General features: G+C 45.9%; 16 protein-coding genes, 3 tRNA genes and 4 rRNA genes. 16 read left to right on the forward strand and 7 right to left on the reverse strand.

All coding sequences use genetic code 11. The annotated features are described in order from the left end of the window. Positions 1 to 80: 80 nt before the first annotated feature. From NP165_RS02130 to NP165_RS02170, 9 genes are all read left to right on the forward strand, one after another. Positions 81 to 488 carry a VOC family protein gene (locus NP165_RS02130; protein WP_257084701.1) on the forward strand — a complete coding sequence of 136 codons (408 nt, stop codon included), beginning with the start codon at positions 81 to 83 and terminating at the stop codon, positions 486 to 488. A gap of 113 nt (positions 489 to 601) precedes the next feature. Next, complete coding sequence (locus NP165_RS02135; protein ID WP_257084702.1) at positions 602 to 1861, forward strand: HD-GYP domain-containing protein; 1260 nt, start codon at positions 602 to 604, stop codon at positions 1859 to 1861. A gap of 528 nt (positions 1862 to 2389) precedes the next feature. Further along, positions 2390 to 3941 (forward strand): 16S ribosomal RNA (locus NP165_RS02140). Between the two features lie 88 nt (positions 3942 to 4029). Further along, positions 4030 to 4105, forward strand: a tRNA-Glu gene (locus tag NP165_RS02145). 323 nt (positions 4106 to 4428) lie between these two features. Continuing rightward, positions 4429 to 7319 (forward strand): 23S ribosomal RNA (locus NP165_RS02150). A gap of 105 nt (positions 7320 to 7424) precedes the next feature. Then, positions 7425 to 7541 (forward strand): 5S ribosomal RNA (gene rrf, locus NP165_RS02155). A gap of 67 nt (positions 7542 to 7608) precedes the next feature. After that, positions 7609 to 7684, forward strand: a tRNA-Thr gene (locus NP165_RS02160). 56 nt (positions 7685 to 7740) lie between these two features. After that, positions 7741 to 7857: ribosomal RNA gene (gene rrf, locus NP165_RS02165) — 5S ribosomal RNA — on the forward strand. Together the 16S, 23S and 5S rRNA genes with 3 tRNA genes alongside form the textbook arrangement of a ribosomal RNA operon. A 31-nt stretch (positions 7858 to 7888) precedes the next feature. Continuing rightward, positions 7889 to 7965, forward strand: a tRNA-Asp gene (locus tag NP165_RS02170). 111 nt (positions 7966 to 8076) lie between these two features. Here NP165_RS02170 and NP165_RS02175 read toward each other — a convergent pair. The 7 genes from NP165_RS02175 to NP165_RS02205 form a co-directional block, all read right to left on the reverse strand. Further along, the gene (locus NP165_RS02175; protein WP_257084703.1) at positions 8077 to 8862 is read right to left on the reverse strand and encodes a DUF547 domain-containing protein; all 786 of its coding nucleotides are present in this window, start codon (positions 8860 to 8862) and stop codon (positions 8077 to 8079) included. A 109-nt stretch (positions 8863 to 8971) separates the two neighbouring features. After that, entirely contained in the window at positions 8972 to 9574 is a 603-nt protein-coding gene (leuD, locus tag NP165_RS02180; RefSeq protein ID WP_257084704.1) for a 3-isopropylmalate dehydratase small subunit, read from the reverse strand. A 12-nt stretch (positions 9575 to 9586) separates the two neighbouring features. Continuing rightward, complete coding sequence (gene leuC, locus NP165_RS02185) at positions 9587 to 10987, reverse strand: 3-isopropylmalate dehydratase large subunit (protein WP_257084705.1); 1401 nt, start codon at positions 10985 to 10987, stop codon at positions 9587 to 9589. Between the two features lie 132 nt (positions 10988 to 11119). Then, positions 11120 to 12211, reverse strand: coding sequence for a 3-isopropylmalate dehydrogenase (gene leuB / locus NP165_RS02190; protein ID WP_257084706.1), 1092 nt, complete (start codon positions 12209 to 12211; stop codon positions 11120 to 11122). A 62-nt stretch (positions 12212 to 12273) separates the two neighbouring features. Further along, the gene (gene leuA, locus NP165_RS02195; RefSeq protein WP_257084707.1) at positions 12274 to 13821 is read right to left on the reverse strand and encodes a 2-isopropylmalate synthase; all 1548 of its coding nucleotides are present in this window, start codon (positions 13819 to 13821) and stop codon (positions 12274 to 12276) included. Between the two features lie 296 nt (positions 13822 to 14117). Continuing rightward, positions 14118 to 15719: an ABC transporter transmembrane domain-containing protein gene (locus NP165_RS02200; protein ID WP_257084708.1), complete on the reverse strand. Its 1602-nt coding sequence runs from the start codon at positions 15717 to 15719 to the stop codon at positions 14118 to 14120. Next, positions 15716 to 16771 carry a P-loop NTPase family protein gene (locus NP165_RS02205; RefSeq protein WP_257084709.1) on the reverse strand — a complete coding sequence of 352 codons (1056 nt, stop codon included), beginning with the start codon at positions 16769 to 16771 and terminating at the stop codon, positions 15716 to 15718. Before NP165_RS02205 ends, NP165_RS02200 begins: the two co-directional genes overlap by 4 nt. A gap of 149 nt (positions 16772 to 16920) precedes the next feature. Here NP165_RS02205 and NP165_RS02210 point away from each other — a divergent pair, with 149 nt between their 5' ends. The 7 genes from NP165_RS02210 to NP165_RS02240 all read left to right on the forward strand — a co-directional run bounded on the left by NP165_RS02210 (position 16921) and on the right by NP165_RS02240 (position 23017). Next, positions 16921 to 17328: a hypothetical protein gene (locus tag NP165_RS02210; protein ID WP_257084710.1), complete on the forward strand. Its 408-nt coding sequence runs from the start codon at positions 16921 to 16923 to the stop codon at positions 17326 to 17328. Positions 17329 to 17345: 17 nt separating this feature from the next. Continuing rightward, on the forward strand, positions 17346 to 18008 hold the full coding sequence (locus NP165_RS02215) for a response regulator transcription factor (protein WP_257084711.1): 663 nt from the start codon (positions 17346 to 17348) through the stop codon (positions 18006 to 18008). Then, the gene (locus NP165_RS02220) at positions 17995 to 19371 is read left to right on the forward strand and encodes an ATP-binding protein (RefSeq protein WP_257084712.1); all 1377 of its coding nucleotides are present in this window, start codon (positions 17995 to 17997) and stop codon (positions 19369 to 19371) included. The genes NP165_RS02215 and NP165_RS02220 overlap by 14 nt, the downstream gene beginning before the upstream one ends. Then, positions 19361 to 20155, forward strand: a complete 795-nt coding sequence (locus NP165_RS02225; RefSeq protein WP_257084713.1) for an SH3 domain-containing protein — start codon at positions 19361 to 19363, stop codon at positions 20153 to 20155. Before NP165_RS02220 ends, NP165_RS02225 begins: the two co-directional genes overlap by 11 nt. Positions 20156 to 20260: 105 nt before the next feature. Beyond that, positions 20261 to 21301, forward strand: coding sequence for a porin (locus NP165_RS02230; RefSeq protein ID WP_257084714.1), 1041 nt, complete (start codon positions 20261 to 20263; stop codon positions 21299 to 21301). A 134-nt stretch (positions 21302 to 21435) separates the two neighbouring features. After that, on the forward strand, positions 21436 to 21960 hold the full coding sequence (locus NP165_RS02235; RefSeq protein ID WP_257084715.1) for a phosphatase PAP2 family protein: 525 nt from the start codon (positions 21436 to 21438) through the stop codon (positions 21958 to 21960). Between the two features lie 10 nt (positions 21961 to 21970). Then, complete coding sequence (locus NP165_RS02240; protein ID WP_257084716.1) at positions 21971 to 23017, forward strand: MJ1255/VC2487 family glycosyltransferase; 1047 nt, start codon at positions 21971 to 21973, stop codon at positions 23015 to 23017. Positions 23018 to 23066 lie beyond the last annotated feature (49 nt).

A 23066-nucleotide genomic window follows, 5' to 3' on the forward strand; every position in this document is an offset into this window, starting at 1 on the left:
AAATTGACGTTTAAAATGGCGTTTTCTCTCGTTATAACAAAAAGTTGTTTACCTTTTATAAAGAATGAAGGAGACGCACAATGTTCAAGTTAACCCCCTATTTGTTTTTTGCTGGCCGATGTGAAGAGGCCTTGGACTTTTACTCAGTTTGCTTTGGTGGTGTTGTTGTTACCAAGCAATTGTTTAAGGATGCACCGCAAGTAATAGAAGGTGCGGATCCGAACTGGGTGATGCATGCTGAGTTTGAAGCGTTTGGTATGAAAATCATGTTATCTGACGGCGTTGTTGCAAAAGAACTCAAAGGAAACAATGTTGCTCTGTCATTGGTGGTGGGTAGTATAGAAGAGCAGGCTAGACTATTTGAAAAGTTATCTTCTGGTGGTCATGTCATGGTTCCATTAGCAGATACGTACTGGGGGGCTTGCTTCGGTAAAGTAGAAGACAAATTTGGTGTTCGTTGGATGCTGACTTGCAATGAAGTTATTTAAAGAGAGTCCCAACGAGATAATGAGCCTCTCATTTATGCGTTGAGTAGATGAATTTAACGTTGGATTCATCTAGAATTATCAGCCGTTTAGTAAATTAAAGATATCTACATAACGTGGCAAGCATAAAGATTTCCGTAGACCGAATCCAGCCGGGGTTACACATTCGGCTGCCTGTAAAATGGAATGAGCATCCTTTCTTATTTAATAGCTTCAAAATTAAAGATGACGAGCAAATTCGTTTGATCCGTTACCTTGGGATTAAACATGTCTTTATGAATCCCTCTCAAAGCGATGCCCCACCGTTACCAGTGCAGTCACTCCCCACTCCTGAAAGCGGTGATGAACAGCTAGAGAACATAGATAAAGAAGCTGAGCTGTTATGGAAAGAGAAACAAGAGCGAATTGAGAAGCTAAGTGCTTATAGACGAAGAGTGATCAAGTGCGAGAAAGAGTTTGAACGCTCATTGTCACGTATGCGCGCAGTGATGAACAAAATACGCAATCGTCCTGAGCAAGCACTAAACGAAGCAAGCCTGCTTGTCAGTGATATTGTAGAACAGCTACTTAATGATGATAATGTCACTTTGCATTTAATGAATGGTAAGAGTGAGTTTGAAGATGTTTACTTCCACTCGTTGAATGTGGCAGTTCTCTCGATGATGATTGCGAAAGCGAAGCGCCTGCAACCAGAGCAAATCAAACAGGTTGCGTTTGCTTCGCTTTTTCATGATATAGGGAAAATAAAAGTCCCAACCGCAATTGTTCGTAAACAAACGCCATTGACTGAGCCAGAAAAAAACTATCTCAAGCTCCATACCAAATATGGGATAGAGCTGGCCAATAATATTGAAGGCTTTCCTGAATCTGCGAAGAAAGTCATTGAACAGCATCATGAATTGAACAATGGTTCCGGCTATCCGGCAGGATTAAAAGAAGAAGACATTGATGAGTTGACCCAAATCGTCAGTGTGGCTAATGCTTACGATAATCTTTGCCACCATAATGTTCCCTCAGAACAGAAAATTCCATATGTAGCGCTGTCTCATCTATATAAGAACTGCAAGCACCTATACAACAATGACAACTTAAGCCTGCTAATTAAATTTATGGGGATATACCCACCAGGCACAGTAGTACAGTTGTCCAATGACATGGTTGGATTAGTGATATCCGTGAATGTGAGCAATATTCTTTTTCCTAATGTGCTGATTTACGACCCTTCCGTTCCTCGTACCCAAGCCCCTATTATTGATTTAGCAGAGCGGGATATAAATATAGTCAGCGCTGTTTTGCCTCAAAAACTACCAGACAGAGTCAGAGAATATCTAAACCCGAGATCACGAATCTCTTATTTCTTTGATTCTGATGAGTAGTTATCCACAGATTTTTGTGTGTAAAGCTTGTATAACGTGGGGGCAAGTAAGGGGTTGGTTGAAATACACTCAATTGGGCCGTTTTATATGAAAAAATTTCTTTTTTTGCTTGCCAACGAAATGTAACTCCCTATAATGCGCATCCACTGACACGGCAGACGGCACAAGGCCTCAGCGGTGTTAGAGAGGTTTAAAATCTCTCGAGAAAATTAATTTGAAAAAGTGTTTGACTCTTCAAATCATCTCGCTAGAATGCACCTCCGCTTTGAGAAGAAAGTTTCTCGAAAGCAAAGCTCTTTAACAATATAAACCTATCAATCTGTGTGGGCACTCGTTGATGATAATCCAAATAGTTTCTTCGGAAACAATTTAGGTTTCAATGATACGAAGTGACCATTGAATCTTCGGATTCAGCACAGTCAATTCATTATCGTTCTGTTGGAACGATAATAGCTTTAAAATTACATTAGTAGTTTTGAAGTCAGTATTCATTGAGCCTCCCCTATTTGTTTAGGGAATCAAAACTTTAAATTGAAGAGTTTGATCATGGCTCAGATTGAACGCTGGCGGCAGGCCTAACACATGCAAGTCGAGCGGAAACGAGATGTCTGAACCTTCGGGGAACGATATCGGCGTCGAGCGGCGGACGGGTGAGTAATGCCTGGGAAATTGCCCTGATGTGGGGGATAACCATTGGAAACGATGGCTAATACCGCATAATAGCTTCGGCTCAAAGAGGGGGACCTTCGGGCCTCTCGCGTCAGGATATGCCCAGGTGGGATTAGCTAGTTGGTGAGGTAAGGGCTCACCAAGGCGACGATCCCTAGCTGGTCTGAGAGGATGATCAGCCACACTGGAACTGAGACACGGTCCAGACTCCTACGGGAGGCAGCAGTGGGGAATATTGCACAATGGGCGCAAGCCTGATGCAGCCATGCCGCGTGTATGAAGAAGGCCTTCGGGTTGTAAAGTACTTTCAGCAGTGAGGAAGGTGGTTGTGTTAATAGCACATTCATTTGACGTTAGCTGCAGAAGAAGCACCGGCTAACTCCGTGCCAGCAGCCGCGGTAATACGGAGGGTGCGAGCGTTAATCGGAATTACTGGGCGTAAAGCGCATGCAGGTGGTGTGTTAAGTCAGATGTGAAAGCCCGGGGCTCAACCTCGGAATAGCATTTGAAACTGGCAGACTAGAGTACTGTAGAGGGGGGTAGAATTTCAGGTGTAGCGGTGAAATGCGTAGAGATCTGAAGGAATACCGGTGGCGAAGGCGGCCCCCTGGACAGATACTGACACTCAGATGCGAAAGCGTGGGGAGCAAACAGGATTAGATACCCTGGTAGTCCACGCCGTAAACGATGTCTACTTGGAGGTTGTGGCCTTGAGCCGTGGCTTTCGGAGCTAACGCGTTAAGTAGACCGCCTGGGGAGTACGGTCGCAAGATTAAAACTCAAATGAATTGACGGGGGCCCGCACAAGCGGTGGAGCATGTGGTTTAATTCGATGCAACGCGAAGAACCTTACCTACTCTTGACATCCAGAGAACTTTCCAGAGATGGATTGGTGCCTTCGGGAACTCTGAGACAGGTGCTGCATGGCTGTCGTCAGCTCGTGTTGTGAAATGTTGGGTTAAGTCCCGCAACGAGCGCAACCCTTATCCTTGTTTGCCAGCACTTCGGGTGGGAACTCCAGGGAGACTGCCGGTGATAAACCGGAGGAAGGTGGGGACGACGTCAAGTCATCATGGCCCTTACGAGTAGGGCTACACACGTGCTACAATGGCGCATACAGAGGGCGGCCAACTTGCGAGAGTGAGCGAATCCCAAAAAGTGCGTCGTAGTCCGGATCGGAGTCTGCAACTCGACTCCGTGAAGTCGGAATCGCTAGTAATCGTGGATCAGAATGCCACGGTGAATACGTTCCCGGGCCTTGTACACACCGCCCGTCACACCATGGGAGTGGGCTGCAAAAGAAGTAGGTAGTTTAACCTTCGGGAGGACGCTTACCACTTTGTGGTTCATGACTGGGGTGAAGTCGTAACAAGGTAGCGCTAGGGGAACCTGGCGCTGGATCACCTCCTTATACGATGATTATTGCGATGAGTGTTCACACAGATTGATGGTTTATGTAGTTTAAGAGAAAGAACATCCCCCAAGATGTTCAACTTAGTGTCCCGTTCGTCTAGAGGCCTAGGACACCGCCCTTTCACGGCGGTAACAGGGGTTCGACTCCCCTACGGGATACCATCTTTAAGCGCATTTTCTTAAGTGTTCTTAAAAATGGTTACTTCTTTGAAGTGATTAGCTCTTTAACAATTTGGAAAGCTGACAAAACAATCTTTTAAGATTGTTTGTAAAGTTCTCAATGTTTGTCTTTAAAGACAAACACCAATACAACACATTCAAGTGTTCTTGGCTTTTTGTTTTCACTTTTATAAAAAGTAAAATAAAAAGAAATTGAGTCCGGCAAAATCGAAAGCTATCTCGCTCATTCAAATAATGAGATAGCAACTTTGGTTGTTTAAACAACATCCTCAAGATTCGCTTCGCGAAACTCTTTGGGGTTGTATGGTTAAGTGACTAAGCGTACACGGTGGATGCCTTGGCAGTCAGAGGCGATGAAGGACGTATTAACTTGCGATAAGCCCAGATTAGGCAGTAAAAGCCACTTGAGTCTGGGATTTCCGAATGGGGAAACCCACGTGCATAAGCACGTATCTTGTACTGAATACATAGGTGCAAGAGGCGAACCGGGGGAACTGAAACATCTAAGTACCCCGAGGAAAAGAAATCAACCGAGATTCCGAAAGTAGCGGCGAGCGAAATTGGACTAGCCCTTAAGCTTTATATGCGTTAGACGAACGGTCTGGAAAGTCCGGCGATACAGGGTGATAGCCCCGTAGTTGACAACGCACATTCAGTGAAATCGAGTAGGGCGGGACACGTGATATCCTGTCTGAATATGGGGGGACCATCCTCCAAGGCTAAATACTACTGACTGACCGATAGTGAACCAGTACCGTGAGGGAAAGGCGAAAAGAACCCCTGTGAGGGGAGTGAAATAGAACCTGAAACCGTGTACGTACAAGCAGTAGGAGCAGGCTTTGTCCTGTGACTGCGTACCTTTTGTATAATGGGTCAGCGACTTATATTCAGTGGCAAGGTTAACCATCTAGGGGAGCCGTAGGGAAACCGAGTCTTAACTGGGCGCTCAGTCTCTGGATATAGACCCGAAACCAGGTGATCTAGCCATGGGCAGGTTGAAGGTTGAGTAACATCAACTGGAGGACCGAACCGACTAATGTTGAAAAATTAGCGGATGACTTGTGGCTAGGGGTGAAAGGCCAATCAAACCTGGAGATAGCTGGTTCTCCCCGAAAGCTATTTAGGTAGCGCCTCGGACGAATACTACTGGGGGTAGAGCACTGTTAAGGCTAGGGGGTCATCCCGACTTACCAACCCTTTGCAAACTCCGAATACCAGTAAGTACTATCCGGGAGACACACGGCGGGTGCTAACGTCCGTCGTGGAGAGGGAAACAACCCAGACCGCCAGCTAAGGTCCCAAATTATAGCTAAGTGGGAAACGATGTGGGAAGGCTTAGACAGCTAGGATGTTGGCTTAGAAGCAGCCATCATTTAAAGAAAGCGTAATAGCTCACTAGTCGAGTCGGCCTGCGCGGAAGATGTAACGGGGCTAAGCTATAAACCGAAGCTGCGGCAATGCAGTTTACTGCATTGGGTAGGGGAGCGTTCTGTAAGCCGTTGAAGGTGAGTTGTAAAGCTTGCTGGAGGTATCAGAAGTGCGAATGCTGACATGAGTAACGATAAAGGGGGTGAAAAACCCCCTCGCCGGAAGACCAAGGGTTCCTGTCCAACGTTAATCGGGGCAGGGTAAGTCGACCCCTAAGGCGAGGCTGAAAAGCGTAGTCGATGGGAAACGGGTTAATATTCCCGTACTTCTTACAATTGCGATGGGGGGACGGAGAAGGCTAGGTGGGCCTGGCGACGGTTGTCCAGGTTCAAGTGCGTAGGCTTAAGAGTTAGGTAAATCCGGCTCTTTCTAAGGCTGAGACACGACGTCGAGCACCTACGGGTGTGAAGTCATTGATGCCATGCTTCCAGGAAAAGCCTCTAAGCTTCAGATTGTAAGGAATCGTACCCCAAACCGACACAGGTGGTCGGGTAGAGAATACCAAGGCGCTTGAGAGAACTCGGGTGAAGGAACTAGGCAAAATGGTACCGTAACTTCGGGAGAAGGTACGCTCTTGACGGTGAAGTCCCTTGCGGATGGAGCTATTGAGAGTCGCAGATACCAGGTGGCTGCAACTGTTTATTAAAAACACAGCACTGTGCAAAATCGTAAGATGACGTATACGGTGTGACGCCTGCCCGGTGCCGGAAGGTTAATTGATGGGGTTAGACTTCGGTCGAAGCTCTTGATCGAAGCCCCGGTAAACGGCGGCCGTAACTATAACGGTCCTAAGGTAGCGAAATTCCTTGTCGGGTAAGTTCCGACCTGCACGAATGGCGTAATGATGGCCACGCTGTCTCCACCCGAGACTCAGTGAAATTGAAATCGCTGTGAAGATGCAGTGTACCCGCGGCTAGACGGAAAGACCCCGTGAACCTTTACTACAGCTTGGCACTGAACATTGAGCCTACATGTGTAGGATAGGTGGGAGGCTTTGAAACCGGTACGCCAGTATCGGTGGAGCCGACCTTGAAATACCACCCTTGTATGTTTGATGTTCTAACTTAGCCCCGTCATCCGGGGTGAGGACAGTGCCTGGTGGGTAGTTTGACTGGGGCGGTCTCCTCCCAAAGAGTAACGGAGGAGCACGAAGGTGGGCTAATCACGGTTGGACATCGTGAGGTTAGTGCAATGGCATAAGCCCGCTTGACTGCGAGAATGACAATTCGAGCAGGTGCGAAAGCAGGTCATAGTGATCCGGTGGTTCTGAATGGAAGGGCCATCGCTCAACGGATAAAAGGTACTCCGGGGATAACAGGCTGATACCGCCCAAGAGTTCATATCGACGGCGGTGTTTGGCACCTCGATGTCGGCTCATCACATCCTGGGGCTGAAGTCGGTCCCAAGGGTATGGCTGTTCGCCATTTAAAGTGGTACGCGAGCTGGGTTTAGAACGTCGTGAGACAGTTCGGTCCCTATCTGCCGTGGGCGTTGGAAGATTGAAGGGGGCTGCTCCTAGTACGAGAGGACCGGAGTGGACGAACCTCTGGTGTTCGGGTTGTGTCGCCAGACGCATTGCCCGGTAGCTAAGTTCGGAATCGATAACCGCTGAAAGCATCTAAGCGGGAAGCGAGCCCTGAGATGAGTCTTCCCTGACTCCTTGAGAGTCCTGAAGGGTTGTTCGAGACTAGAACGTTGATAGGCAGGGTGTGTAAGCGTTGTGAGGCGTTGAGCTAACCTGTACTAATTGCCCGTGAGGCTTAACCATACAACACCCAAAGGGTTTTGATGGACTCAAAGTAAGAACATTGAATGTGTAGAGAACACAAAACAGCTTTCCAGATTTTCTCTAGAAATAGAGAGTAAGAATTTGCTTGGCGACCATAGCGATTTGGACCCACCTGATTTCCATGCCGAACTCAGAAGTGAAACGAATTAGCGCCGATGGTAGTGTGGGGTTTCCCCATGTGAGAGTAGGACATCGCCAGGCTTTAAATTTTAAAGAGCCCGTTTGAAAAAGCGGGCTTTTTTAGTCCTCATGGACACGAATAAAAGATGCTGATATGGCTCAGTCGGTAGAGCGCATCCTTGGTAAGGATGAGGTCCCCAGTTCGATTCTGGGTATCAGCACCATTTATCGTCTTTTTTACGCTTTGATTAGAGCTTAAAACAGAAGATAAAGAATTTTACTTGGCGACCATAGCGCTTTGGACCCACCTGATTTCCATGCCGAACTCAGAAGTGAAACGAAGTAGCGCCGATGGTAGTGTGGGGTTTCCCCATGTGAGAGTAGGACATCGCCAGGTTCTTATTTTGACTCAAGAGTCTAACCAGTGCGGAGCGGTAGTTCAGTTGGTTAGAATACCGGCCTGTCACGCCGGGGGTCGCGGGTTCGAGTCCCGTCCGCTCCGCCACTTATTTAGAAGAAGCCCAAGTTGAAAGACTTGGGCTTTTTCGTATTTGTTTATCCTGATAGATAGGGTTTGTCGATCTGAAGAATAACCCTCACTAAGCACCAATCAATTCTAGCTATCTTTTTCATTTAATGACCAATCATAGTCATATACAACTCTACCATTCCAATTGACTAGCTCTGGTCGATATTTAGCTAGGTGAGCGATTAACTGAGACTTTGTACCAAAGTCTTCAGCAAACCATTCGTAGATTGATGACAGGCGAACTTGCTTATCTGTGACTTTGACGCCTTTCTCGCTATTAATAAATGTGCTCGCAGCGTTTTCAAGTAACTGTTCAGTGTTAATTGCTGTGAAGGCCTGAGTCTGTAGGTTAGGGCAGCCTAAGCTTGCACAGTTCACAGCATAATGTGTTCTCGGATCTTTCCAAATCGGACGCAAGATTCGGTGTTCGATGTCATTCAAGGTGATTTTTTTATCGTTTATTTTCACCATCTCTTCATCCCAAGGGCCAAAACTGAATAACCCGCCAAGTTTTGTAATCGATTTAATTGGATACGCATCAAGTATCAAATCCACCGTCACAGCGTTGTATAGATTGACCCAGTAAGCGTACTGCTGGGCTTTGGTCAGTTGACGTGGGTCAATGGATGACTGATCTCGAATATAGCTCTTTAAACTTTTCTTATCAGAAGAAGAGACACTTTTGTATCGGAACAGAGTGTTCCCCCTCTCAGTGATAAGATATTTATCCAATATCGTTTGCCACTTTTGGTGATTGACTTTAATGGCAGAATTCTCGTTAGACGAGTTCCAGTATTGCCACAACTCAGATTTAGGTGCAGCGAATGTGCTCACTGAGAATAAAGAAAGGGTAAGGAGTAACAGTGCTTTCATTTTTTGTAATGTTCATAAGAAGTTGATGCAGATAAGACCAAGATAATGAAAGATTAGTTTCAAATAAAAAAGGTTGGCATGTGCCAACCTCATTTTTACTTTAGCCTACTTACTTTAAGAAAGCTGGAATCTTGCTTTCGTACTCAGCGATCTTATCTTCGTGCTGAAGTGTTAGGCCGATATTGTCTAAACCATTTAGCAAGCAGTGACGGCGGAATTCATCAATTTCAAATGAGTACTCTTTACCATTAGCTCTTACTTTCATTGCTTCAAGATCAACTTCTACTTGCGCACCTTCATTGGCTTCAACGAACTGAAAGATCTCATCGACTTCTTGCTCGGTTAAGCGTACTGGAACCATTTGGTTGTTGATCGAGTTGCCGTAAAAAATATCAGCAAAGCTTGGCGCAATCATCGCTTTAATGCCGTAATCAGCCAGTGCCCATGGCGCGTGCTCGCGCGAAGAACCACAGCCAAAGTTTTCGCGTGCTAGTAGAATCGATGCACCTTGGTAACGTGGAGCGTTCATTACAAACTCTGGATTTGGTTGTTCACCCGCGTCATCTAAGAAGCGCCAGTCGTGGAAAAGGTGCTTACCAAAACCAAGACGAGACACTTTTTGTAGGAACTGCTTTGGAATGATCGCATCGGTATCGACGTTTGCAGCGTCTAGAGGAACTACCAAGCCTGTGTGTTGTTTAAAACCTGACATGTTAGTTTCTCCTTAGTCCAACTCACGAATATCAACAAAATGACCAGCAATTGCAGCGGCGGCTGCCATCGCTGGGCTTACCAAATGTGTACGACCATCACGACCTTGACGTCCTTCAAAGTTACGGTTTGAAGTCGATGCACAGCGCTCGTGGGGACCTAAACGGTCGTTGTTCATTGCTAAGCACATTGAGCAGCCTGGCAGACGCCACTCAAAGCCTGCTTCTTTAAAAATTACATCCAAGCCTTCTGCTTCCGCTTGTGCTTTCACTTGTTCAGACCCTGGAACAATTAGGGCTTGAACGTGAGAAGCGACTTTGCGACCTTTCGCAACCGCTGCCGCTGCACGCATGTCTTCGATACGAGAGTTGGTACATGAACCGACAAACACTTTATCAACTGGGTAATCTGAAAGAGACTTACCTGCTTCTAGTCCCATGTACGCGAGTGCTTTTTCAGCTGAGGCTTTCTCGATTGGGTCTGAAAAACTCTCTGGAGATGGAATCGGAGCATCTACAGCGATCACTTGACCTGGATTAGTACCCCATGTGATTTGAGGTTTGATGTCAGCGGCATTTAGTGTCACGACAGCATCGAATTTTGCATCTTCATCAGTATGCAGTGTTTTCCAGTATTCTACTGCTGCGTCAAAGTCGGCACCTTCTGGTGAGAACTTACGTCCTTTTACGTACTCGAATGTCGTTTCATCCGGAGCGATTAGGCCTGCTTTAGCACCCAGTTCAATCGCCATGTTACATACGGTCATACGACCTTCCATTGAAAGGTCAGTAATCGCTTCACCACAGAATTCAACAACATAACCTGTGCCGCCCGCAGCGGTGGTTTTACCGATGATTGCCAAAACGATATCTTTGGCGGTAATCCCAGGAGCAACCTTACCTTTAACTTCGATCTTCATGGTTTTAGCACGAGCCTGCTTTAACGTTTGAGTCGCTAAAACATGCTCTACTTCTGAAGTACCAATACCGAAAGCTAGTGAGCCAAATGCACCATGAGTCGCGGTATGTGAATCACCACATACTATCGTCATACCTGGAAGGGTGATCCCTAGCTCCGGGCCCATTACGTGCACGATACCTTGATATTTGTGGTTGATATCGTAAAGGGTAACGTCAAACTCTTCACAGTTCTTAGACAGCGTTTCCATTTGGATGCGCGCCATTTCACCTGACGCGTTAATGTCTTTCGTGGTGGTTGAAACGTTGTGGTCCATTGTGGCAAAAGTCTTGCCTACCTGACGAACTTTACGGCCCTTTTCGCGTAGACCATCGAACGCCTGAGGTGAGGTTACCTCATGTACTAAATGGCGGTCGATATATAGAATCGGGTTTTCACCTTCAGCTGCTACGGCAACGTGCGCGTCGTAGACTTTTTCGTATAATGTTTTGCCCATGTTTGCTTCCTTTCCTCGTCGTCCTTATTACTAGAACGGTATTTACTGCGTTCTAGTACCCATGACTGAGCGTTAAGTCATGGGTTTCTATTGCAAGCGAGGGTTTTGTATTTATTATGAATGTGGTTTGTATTACGAGTTCAAAATGTACTCAGCGATCTTGTCACCCATTTCTGAAGTCGATAGCGCTGGTTTGTCTCCCGCTAGATCCGCAGTAAGCTCACCTGCAGAAAGTGCTTTTGAAACGGCAGATTCGATATCTTGAGCTGCCTCTTCTTCACCTAAGCTGTAACGTAGCATTAGAGCTGCAGATAGAATTTGTGCAACAGGGTTCGCGATGTTTTTGCCTGCGATATCTGGCGCGCTGCCACCTGCTGGCTCATACAAACCAAACTTGCTCTCATTAAGGCTTGCTGAAGGTAGCATGCCCATGGAGCCAGTGATCATTGCGCATTCGTCAGAAATGATGTCGCCGAAGATATTTGAACATAGCATCACATCAAACTGTGCAGGATCTTTGATTAGCTGCATCGTCGCGTTATCAATGTACATATGAGACAGCTCTACATCTGGGTAGTCTTTGGCGATCTCTTCAACCACTTCACGCCATAGAATAGAGCTCTGAAGAACGTTCGCTTTGTCGATAGAGCAGACTTTCTTACTGCGTAGGCGCGCTGATTCGAAAGCAATTTTAGCAATACGCTCGATTTCAAAACGGTGGTAAACCTCAGTATCGAACGCTTTTTCATTCGCCCCTTCACCTTCACGGCCTTTCGGTTGACCGAAGTAAATACCACCTGTTAGTTCACGAACCACAACGATATCGAAACCGCGCTGGGAAATATCTGCACGTAGAGGAGAAAACGCTTCTAAACCTGTATGGATTTGGGCTGGGCGTAGGTTGCAAAATAGTTGGAAGTGCTTACGCAATGGTAATAGTGCACCGCGTTCAGGTTGGTCATTTGGTGGAAGATGTTCCCATTTTGGACCACCAACCGAACCGAAAAGTACGGCATCGGCTTCTTCGCAGGCTTTTACTGTGCTCTCTGGAAGTGGACAGCCATGGTTATCAATCGCAATACCACCGACATCATGCTCTTCACGCTCGAAAGAAATACCGTGTTTAGTTTCGACCGCATTCAGCACCTTATGCGCTTGCTCCATTACTTCTGGGCCAATACCGTCTCCTGGTAGAACGGCAATCTTATACGTTTTGTCTGTCATGTTAGTCCTTTAATTCTAATTATTTAGCTGACCAGGGACGACTCTCGTCCCTGGAGCCTGTCTTATACTGTTGCGATTTTCTTTTGTTTTATCACGGCGATTTGGTCTGCACGATGGATGCTGTTAATTACGTGCAGTAGTGCTTGGCCTGAAGCTTCAACGATATCGGTTGAAACCCCCGTACCGTGGTACTTACGGCCTTTATAGTTGGCGATAATATCAGCCTGACCCAGACCGTCTTCACCTTCACCTTTTGCCGTGAGATCAAACTTGTCCAACACAATATCATAACCTGTTACACGATAGATACATTGGTAAAGCGCATCGACAGGACCGTTACCGACAGCCGCTTCACATTTCTCTTCGTCACCACATTGAATCTTAATGCTGGTTGTTGCCATCACGCTACCAGACTGAACGCTTAGATAGTTCAACTTGTAGTAGTCGTCTTCTTCACGAAGGTTAGAGAAGTGCATCAAAGCTTCAAGATCGTAATCGAATACTTGCCCTTTGCGATCGGCTAGCTTTAAGAAGTCTGTGTATAGAGCATCTAGGTTGTATTCGTCTTCTTTGTAACCCATGGAATCCATATGACTCTTAACGGCAGCGCGGCCTGAGCGGCTAGTTAGGTTTAGCGCTTGGTTCTTAAGTCCAATAGACTCAGGTGTCATGATTTCATAAGTGTTTTTGTTCTTCAGCATGCCATCTTGGTGGATGCCTGAAGAGTGACTAAATGCGTTGGCACCGACGATCGCTTTATTGCTTTGAATTGGCATGTTACACAGTTGGCTGACCAGCTTACTGGTACGGTGGATCTCTTCGTGTTTAATGCCAGTATGAACGCCCAAGATCTCTTGACGAGTCTTGATGATCATTGCGATTTCTTCTAGAGAACAGTTACCAGCGCGTTCACCGATACCGTTGATCGTGCCTTCGATTTGACGTGCGCCAGCCTGAACCGCAGCGATTGAGTTTGCTACCGACATACCCAAGTCATCGTGGCAGTGCACAGAGATAATGGCTTTATCAATATTTGGAACACGGTTGAATAGAGTTTGAATTATGCCGCCAAATTCGCTTGGGACAGTGTAGCCCACGGTATCAGGGATATTCACCGTTGTAGCACCTGCATTAATGGCAGCTTCTACCATACGACATAGGTTGTCGATTGGTGTACGACCAGCATCTTCGCAAGAAAACTCTACATCGTCTGTATAATTACGCGCATGTTTAACCGCGTTTACCGCCATTTCGACCACATCGTCATAGCTGCGACGAAGCTTATCTTGGACGTGGATAGTAGATGTCGCTAAAAACGTGTGGATTCGGAATTGGTCAGCAACTTTCAATGCTTCAGCGGCTGCATCAATATCTTTCGCAACGGCACGCGAAAGGGCACACACCCGGCTGTTCTTAATGTTCTTAGCGATGGTTTGTACAGATTCGAAATCACCTGGTGAAGAGATAGGGAAACCCGCTTCGATGACATCAACGCCGAGCCTTTCAAGCGCATAGGCAATCTGCAGTTTCTCTTTAACTGTCAAGCTTGCTGACAACGCTTGTTCGCCATCACGCAATGTGGTGTCGAAAATAATGACTTGATCGTTCATGTGTGCTTCCTTTTTGATTTAGATGCAATTTGCATCAGTTAATCGTTTACTTCCGGTAATTAGATATAAAAAAACCCGCATCTGGATGCGGGTTTTAGGAATTCTCTTTGTGGTTATTTTTCTTCCACAGCCTACCCGCGCGATGATGTCACGATAAGGAGGAGGCTCAGCAGGATAGAAATATTGTTTGTCATTGTTATATAAAACCTGTTTCGGTGTTAAAGAAACCACAAAATTGAGTTAACAAATTAGTACCGCACTCTCTTTGGTACGTCAACCGTAAATACAGAAAATGGTCAATTTTTTTCCCGAACGTTAAGTTTGCTCGGTTCAATATTTCGTATTCTGTCTGTATTTATTTCTTCTATATCAACGTATTGCAGTTTCTCTGATACGTTTTGGGATACCATGCCGATAATCATGAGAGTGACCCCCGTTTGCGTTTGCCACATCAGGACTTTCTCCATCAACGATGAATTTGCACAAATATCTGGATGAGAGATGATGAGCAATCCTGGCAGGCGCAAAAGTGACTTAATGAGTAGCAGTTTGGCATACATTTCGGACGATACATTGCTTCCGAGCTCAGTAATACTTTCATTGATGATTTCGTTGTGTAACTCAAAATGAGCCAAAAGATCATCTCGTAGTTCATTTTTCGCATTGGATGTTTTTAAGTTAGAGTTTACCGTTCCTCGCAAAAGGTGGCTGGAGCGACTTATCGTCACGATACTTTTGTTTATACTGTGTTGCGAAAGCCACTCTAGCCGTCGTCCTGAAATAGTGACTCGCCCTGCAATCGGTAACCGATGTTTAGAGAGAACATCGACCAATATTTCGGCTTCCTCACTATTTGCTATGTGGACGGCAGAACCCGCATTGATAGTCCGACTGATTGGTTCAGAATTTTTAGTAAGCTGTATGTTTTTCAGGTGAATAGAGTGACCGCATTGAGCTCTCAGCCTAGTCTCTTTTTCTGGTTGTGTTGGTGCTGCGTTGTTCAGTGCGAATTCGAGTCGAACTTTTGCCGCGTAAAACGTAATGGCGTAATTCCAACTGATATTAAGTTGTTTAAGTGAATTGAAAAGTAATCCAAGAGTCAGCATCACAACCGCCAGCTCTTGGTTAGGTAGCGTGTTCTCCCATAGGAACAAAACTAGTACAAGAAGCGTCATTGTTTGGGCGATAAGAGTGCTGAGGTGGCGTGAAGCCGCACTGAAAATCGTTTGAGATACAGAGCTGCTAGCCAGTCTATCGCTATGACGAGCCAAGCGCCTTGTTTCTCGGTTAAGTAGGTTAAATTGATCAATCGTCCGGCTGGCAATAATAGTTTCTCCCAGAAAGCCGCTTAGTCTGCCTCTGTCTCGTCTAATTTCTAGCGCGAGTCTATACATTCTAGGCGTCAACACCGCCATAGAGAGCGAGTAAACCGCGATCAGACCCATTGCTATCCATCCCAGTTTTCCCCAATTTAGGCACAAAAATATAGCTAACCCACATGTCGAAATGGAATGAATTGTTAGTTTAGGTATTCCGATTGAGGCCCAGTTTTTTATCTGATTACTGTCGGTAATGAGTCTGCTCATCACCACGCCAACGCGTTTTGGCGCAAGGTAACTTGGCGCGCTTAGTAGCCCTTGATACAGCTGACAACGTATGGCTTTGACGTAGTTTTGGCCGAGCTTTTCCGCACAATAACCTTCGGCAATGGAAAGGATGAATACCAGAATGCCGATGGCGGCAAACCCGAATACAAGATGAGTAAATGAGTCCGCTTGCCACAGGCTTTTGAGCAGCATCACTGAAGCAATATTGGCGATGGCAATACTGACTCCGACGCCAATTAGAGTCAGAAGCCAGTATTTACGAACGCCAGAAAAGATTGGAATTAACTTCATGCGGTCGCGCTGAAAGATTGAGCGAGTGATAGTAGTGATTCAGCTGTCTCCGGGTTCACTAGTTGTTCGAGATCAAGGATCGGCAACTGAACCTGATGAGCGGCCTCGCGCGCTGCAAGTGGTGAGCAACAGATCATTCCGCTGATGGCTGGCACATGATAACCCTCACTCTTTAACCACTGCGCCCCAGCGGTTGCGCCGAGAGATTCTCTGGCCGTAAACACTACACTCTTAAACAGTGATTTGTATTCTGGGTTTTGCAGCAGTGCGCGCGTTTCTTTTTGGTATACACCGTCGGCGATCTCTACCACAATGGCATCGCAGCCTTGGTTTACAAGCGCTTGAGAGAGTTTCTTCACAATACCCATAAGTTCAGATTCGTCGACTTTAAATGATGTCGGGAATCCAGCATCCGTAAAGTCAACCGCACTTTTCGCACCTGCGTCTTGCATCAACCACAAATCTCCACCTGCACCAGTACCTGTCACTTTCATCGCACCGACCTGATAGCCTGCTTTCGTTAAGCCATGAATAATGTGAGCCGCCGTTGTTGTTTTACCCGCATTCATCGACGTTCCTACCACCGTGACATTTGGCACGTTAGGTACTGATAGAGCATTTGGAACGGAGTAATCCGAAAGGTTAATGACCTTGCCGTTTTTATCGGCGATCAGTCCAATCGGCGTAATTTCCGTTGGGAGCTCAATTTTTGCGTGCCAAGACAAGGCTTTTGCTGCGATACCGCCAGCAGCGACCATGTGACATGGCGACAAATCTTCAGGAATCACAGCTTCAAACTGATCAGGAGCGTAACGATTACCATAAGCAAGAATCACTTCATCGCCTTCAAATAGTTTGGCTTTTCGACCATCGACACGCTCCGTACGAGTGTGGTGTCCAATCAAGTTAACTTTCGCCAGGATAAGGTCGCCAGCCTTTGGGGAATAGCTCAAGTCTTCTATTAGGCTTTCCATCGACTCTTTTGCTACGCGGCGAGTAACGAATGATTGTTTAGCTGCCATAAGACGTTTCTTAGAAGTAGTAATGTTCATGATTTGTTTCCTTTTTTAATGTGCGCTTTGTTTGAACGATTACATTCTAAGTGGGTTGTGCTGACGGAAAGCTGATAGGGTTTGTAAGGTTACGGTAAGGTTTGTAATGCTATTTTTACTCTGCGTCTTTCTGTCCAAAAGGTTGTCATTTGCGTCGAATCTATTCTCTATGGTCTGTGTGTTTATGTACTGTGCTTGTGATGTTCTCAGGCGCAGCGCAGGCTAATTGCAGTGATAAACCTTCGGCAGCCACTTTTTTTAAGTTTATGAAAGAGGTGAAGAAAAACGCTCATCAACGTGGCGATACGCTACTGAAAGCATCCGCAATAAATAAAGAATGCAAACCTGTCTTTGAACTCAAAATACTGGATGCCAGTGGTAGGGTAGTGAACCGGTATTATGACGCCGCCACGTATAAAGAGCTTTACGTACCTAAACCTGTTTCAGATAAAAATGATCGCGACAAATCGGATTCTTCATCTGGAAGAAGTCACTCTTCTTCACGGGATGACGACGATGACGACAATGATAATGATAGAGACGATGACGACGATTAATCAGTTGAGAGCTTAGGATGAGAGCACTAGTAGTTGAAGATAATATTCAGGCAGCGGAGCAAATTTCCCGAGCACTGAGTAGCCATGGCTTTGCGGTAGATATGACCCATGATGGAAACGATGCTTGGTTTCAGGGAGATACCGAAGATTATGATATTGCTATTTTGGATTTAGGTTTACCAGGTAAAGATGGCTTAAGTGTTTTGACCGAATGGAGAAGAGCTGGGAATAAAATGCCAGTGATTATCCTGACCGCCCGGGATACGTGGCGAGAAAAAGTCACAGGGCTGAGAACAGGTGCAGATGACTACTTGGTCAAACCCTTTGAAATGGAAGAGTTATTGGCGAGGGTCGAAGCGTTAGTTCGGCGATCAAATGGCCACGCAAGCGCGATCTTGACCTGTGGTGAATTGGAGTTAGATTCAACCTCACAGCGTGTGTCTTTATCTGGAGTGCACCTAGATTTAACGTCTCTTGAATATCGTTTGATTTCGTACCTCATGAATCATCAAGGTGAAGTCGTTTCTAAAGCCACACTTACCGAGCACCTTTATCAAATGGATTACGAGCACAACTCCAATGTGATTGAAGTGCTAGTGAACAGAGTGCGTAAGAAAATGGGCACTCAACAAATTCAAACTCGCAGAGGCCAAGGATACCAATTGAATGAAATTGGCTAGAGCGAATCAGAATAAGAAAAATTCGCTGCTTCGCCGCGTGGTTCGCACTGGGGTAGGGTGGTATTTACTTGCGATACTGAATGTGGGGGCGCTGCTTATGTATATGTTTGAGCAGCACATAGAACAGCGTTTTGATGAAATGCTAAAAAACCAACTTTACGACATGGTTGCAGCCGTTGAAGTCCAGGCTGATGGTCAGGTGGTGATGGGCTCTTCATCGAGTAACCCAATGTTTAGCCAGCCTTTATCAGGGTGGTATTGGCAAGTTATTGACCATAATAACCAAGTGCTGTTTCAGTCGGACTCTCTATACAGTGAACAACCTATACCGCTGGTGGATCATGACGAAGAATATGACTTTCATCGTATCGAACTTATGGGGCCTGTGCAGAAATTGAGGATGGGAATTCAAACCGTAGAGTTTTCACAAGGTAACACGCATTTGCAATTTTTGGTTTCGGGGCCGGTCAACGACATAACAAAAGATGTTTATGCCTACGGCAAACTATTGTTTTTTGTCATGTTGATTTTGGTCGCAGCAGTCACGTTATCTATTTGGAATCAGGTGCGTCAGGTTCTCAGCCCTGTAAAAGAGCTGGAAGACAATATTGCCGCGATACGTCGTGGAGAGAAGCGCGAAATTGATGCGGATTTGCCACAAGAGTTGCAAAACTTTGGCGACGAAATCAACCTACTGCTGGCTCATAATACGGCTATTTTGGAACGTTCACGTCTGCAAGCGGCAAATCTAGCACACGCATTGAAAAACCCTATTTCAGTGCTCAGACATGAACTCGACAATATCAGCGATAGCTCCGCGCAGGTGATGAGTGAGCAGCTCAATAAACTTTCTCAAAATGCACACACACATTTGGCACGAGCCAGGTTAGCAGGGTCAATGAACCAATTGGCGGCGCAGACCAATGTGTCTGAAAGTGTGAGTGACATTCTTTTTTCTATGGAGCTGTTGTACAAACGAAAACAATTGCAGTTAGGTTTTCGTTGCCACGCAAACTTGTACTTCCGTGGTGATCAACACGATCTAGAAGAAGTGATTGGAAACGTGATTGATAATGCTTGTAAATGGGCTGTAAGCCGAGTGCAAGTGAACGTGGCGTTAAAAGACAATCGCATTGTGATTGAAGTTGAAGATGATGGTGTTGGGATTCCAGAATCCAAACGTGAACATGTATTTAAACCTGGTCGTCGCTTAGATGAGACAACAGAAGGCTCCGGGCTGGGTTTAAATATCGTACACGATGTTGTTATGCTGTACGGGGGGGTAGTTGGTGTCGAATCATCAGAGTTCGGTGGCGCTAAAGTTTATATCGAGTTGCCCGGAGGGATAAACGATGCGGTTTAAATTGCAGGTGTTGTTGTTCGCCTGCTTCACGTTAAGTGGCTGTCAGATATTGCAGACTGGCTCAAAAATTGAGGCCATTTCTAATGAAGTTATGCTCTCTCATGCGCGCAAGGTGCAACGAATCAGCGATGACATCGATCTGTTTTTCAGTCAACAAGAACGCGATAAATTGCTAAAGCAACTGGTCAAAGGGTTGGAGAATGAACGGAGTCATCGCTTAAGTGGTATCGATAGCCAAACCGCATCGCGTTGGGAGATTGAATTGGAACCAACAGAATGGCTAGCGATTGACGTTCAAAGACAAGCCATAGACAAGGTAGACGAGCTACAAGACTTTGAGTTTATGGATGTACCTTACCGTGCGACAACGACGCTCAATATTCGTCATCAACCTTTAGTGACGGGAACAAAATTAGGAGCGCTTAAACGAGGCGATGTTTTTAATGTTATTGCTAAAGTCTCCGAGCAGCCTTGGTATCTAGTCTCTCAAAATGGCGTGATAAAAGGGTATGTTCACAGTAACTATGTCGCATCAAATATCTCTTATCGCGATTTACTCTCAACGCAACCGAACCCTTTAACGACCCCAAAATATATTACTCACAACGAGTCTTTTGGCAGCCAACGGGTAGATAAGAAAATCACAGGAATTTTCACTTGTCGTCAGTTTCGCTACCTGTTTTCGAAGCAAGGCAACACGCAGCAAGGTACATACACCGCTTGTCGAAAGCAAAAGGAAACATGGTACATCGAGCCTACGGCAGCACGCTCGAAATACGGTTAACCTTCTCATCTTAGCTGACAGGAAGCTTACAACTTCCCTCAGTTTCCTGTCAGCTAACCTGTTTTATTGTGTCTCCATCAGTTCAATCTAGCTTTGGAAGCACTTATGAAACGCCAATCTATTTTTTGCCTTCTTTCACCTATTTTTTTGTTGAGTCAGGCGTCTTACGCGGACGTCACACTATACGAAAATGATCACTACGAGCTTGAAGCTTACGGTAAGCTAAAAGCCGTGCTGCATTACAAACAGCACCAGTCACCTGCTACTCAGTTCCAAGACGACTCCAGTCGCGTGGGCTTCAAAGGGAAATACGAACTCGTACCCGATGTGAGTCTGCGTGGGGTGGTGGAAGTCGGTAGCCATTTTAATCAATCCCATCACGATGACCTGTTTTCGTTGAGGTTGGCTCACGTTGGCGTAGATACCGATTACGGTATGGTCGCGTGGGGGAAACAAGAAGCGCTGATCCATAACTTGGATAATTACGACTTTAGCAACAAGCTTGGCGGAGTCGCGCATTACACCCGAGATGAAATGAACAACAAACGTAACGAAAACACGTTGAGTTACCAATTGGATTGGCAAGATTGGAGGCTAGAAGCACAGGCCAACGGCAGTCGAAAGCTTGACCGAAGTGTTCGTCTACGTGCGGGTGGAGAGTCGCTGAAAGTGGCAGAGACCGAAGTAGAAGACGGATTGGGTTTTGGTATTCGATACAAGATTGAGCCGCACAATATTCAATTGCGCGTGGCCTCTCAGTTGACGAATTACCAACATGGTTCGACAGCGTGGAGTGTAGCGGCAACCGGGGTAAAAACTGGAAAGTTGAGCAGTGGGCAAAATTGGCGACTAGGTGCCACACTTGGGTATTATTCTTTGGAAGATGGCACGGAATCAGCGTCGGCTCAGACGGTGGGCGTTAGTGGCAAAGTACAACTGTTAGACCCAGTGCACGCTTACGTGACGGCAGAGTCCATTTCTGGCAAAAAAGATATATCACGCGGTCATGAGCATGCGGTGACATCTGGGGTTGAATACCACATTACCAAAGACGCCAAGGTGTATACCGAGGCACAGCAATCGTGGTTTGACAGCAGCAAAGAAGACCAGAGGCAGTGGGTGCTGGGCGGGGTTTACCAGTTCTAAACCTAGGTAGTAAACCAGAGAGGCGAAGCCTCTCTTTTTTATTTACAGTTTCATCGGAATACCCTTAAAGCTTCACTGAACTGTCATTGTTATCTTTTACATTGAACGAGAATCGACCGAGTTGGGAGTAGGTTATGCGTTCTATAGACCCAATTGCCAAACTGGATTTGGCTTTTTCGCTATTTTGTTTACAACATCGTTTTTCACATCCTGTATCCAAACTGAGCAAAGCGATATCTCATACAGGAGATGGTCATCTTTATATCTTACTGGGCGTATTAGCGTGGCTGCTTGATGGTGAACGAGGTTTGCTGTTTTTGCTGGTGGGATTGCTGGCCTTTAGTATTGAACTTCCGATTTATTGGGCTGCGAAAAACCTCATTAAGCGCCGTAGGCCAGAAGAGTTGTCTGATCTTGTTACTTCTTTTGTTACACCGTCTGATCGATACAGCTTACCGTCAGGGCATACCGCGGCAGCATTCCTTATGGCCACTCTGACGAGCTATTTCTATCCGAGTTTGGAAACGTTCACTTTTGTTTGGGCGATACTGATTGGAGCTTCCCGAATCTTATTGGGGGTTCATTTTTTAACCGATGTAGTCTTGGGTGCTTTCTTAGGAATAGGCTGTGCTCGCCTTGCATTAACATTGCTTGCCTAAGGGGAAATGAATGAAGATATTTTACGGTGTACAAGGGACAGGAAACGGTCACATTGCGCGTGCTAGAGCCATGTGCCAAGCCCTAAAAAACAGCGGTGTAGAAGCGGACTTTTTGTTTTCTGGAAGAGATAAAGATAAATACTTCTCAATGGAAGAATTTGGCACTTATCAGACTCGTCGCGGACTTACGTTTGCTACCCATAATGGCAAGGTGAGTTACTTAAAAACTTGCCTGAACAATAACATCTTGCACTTTTATAAAGAGGTGAAAGCGTTAGATCTGAGCGGTTACGATTTGGTCCTCAACGACTTTGAACCCGTTTCCGCTTGGGCGGCGCAAAGGCAAGGTATTCCATCTATCAGTATTAGCCACCAAAATGCTTTTCGATACTCCGTTCCGTTAAAGGGGGCGGGTTGGCTAGATAAAAAGATTATTGAACACTTTGCCCCAGCTCAGCATCGGATAGGATTGCATTGGTATCATTTTGACCAACCTATTTTGCCTCCCATCGTTCACACAGCAGATACTCAAAAGGAAATTGAGGATTTCATTTTAGTTTATTTGCCATTTGAAAATATCAATGACGTAACAGACCTACTTTTTCGCTTCACTCGCCAACGCTTTATCTGTTACCACCCAGATATAATCGAAGTGGAAATCGTGGAAAATATAGAGCTGAGACCATTGAGCTTTGATGGTTTCCAGTGTCATTTGCATCGCTGTAACGGAGTGATAGCGAATGGCGGCTTCGAACTCCCTTCAGAAGCGCTCACTCTGGGCAAAAAATTACTGCTTAAACCGCTAACAGGCCAGTTTGAACAAATGAGTAATGTGGCAACGTTAGAAGACCTCGGTTTGGCTACGGGAATGGAGGTATTGGATGCATCCATTTTACGTCACTGGTTAGATGAAGCTCATGCTGAAAGCGTTAACTACCCAGATGTTGCTCAGGCGATTGCGGATTGGGTGATTAAAGGGGATTGGGAAAACAAATCAGAACTGACGACCCATCTCTGGGATAAGGTCGATTTTCCAAGTTACGTCACTAATATTTAGTTCTGTCACGCCAAATGCGAGGCTAACTCATTCGTTAGCCTTTGTGGTT

It is taken from the genome of Vibrio japonicus (assembly GCF_024582835.1).
Lineage (GTDB): Bacteria > Pseudomonadota > Gammaproteobacteria > Enterobacterales > Vibrionaceae > Vibrio > Vibrio japonicus.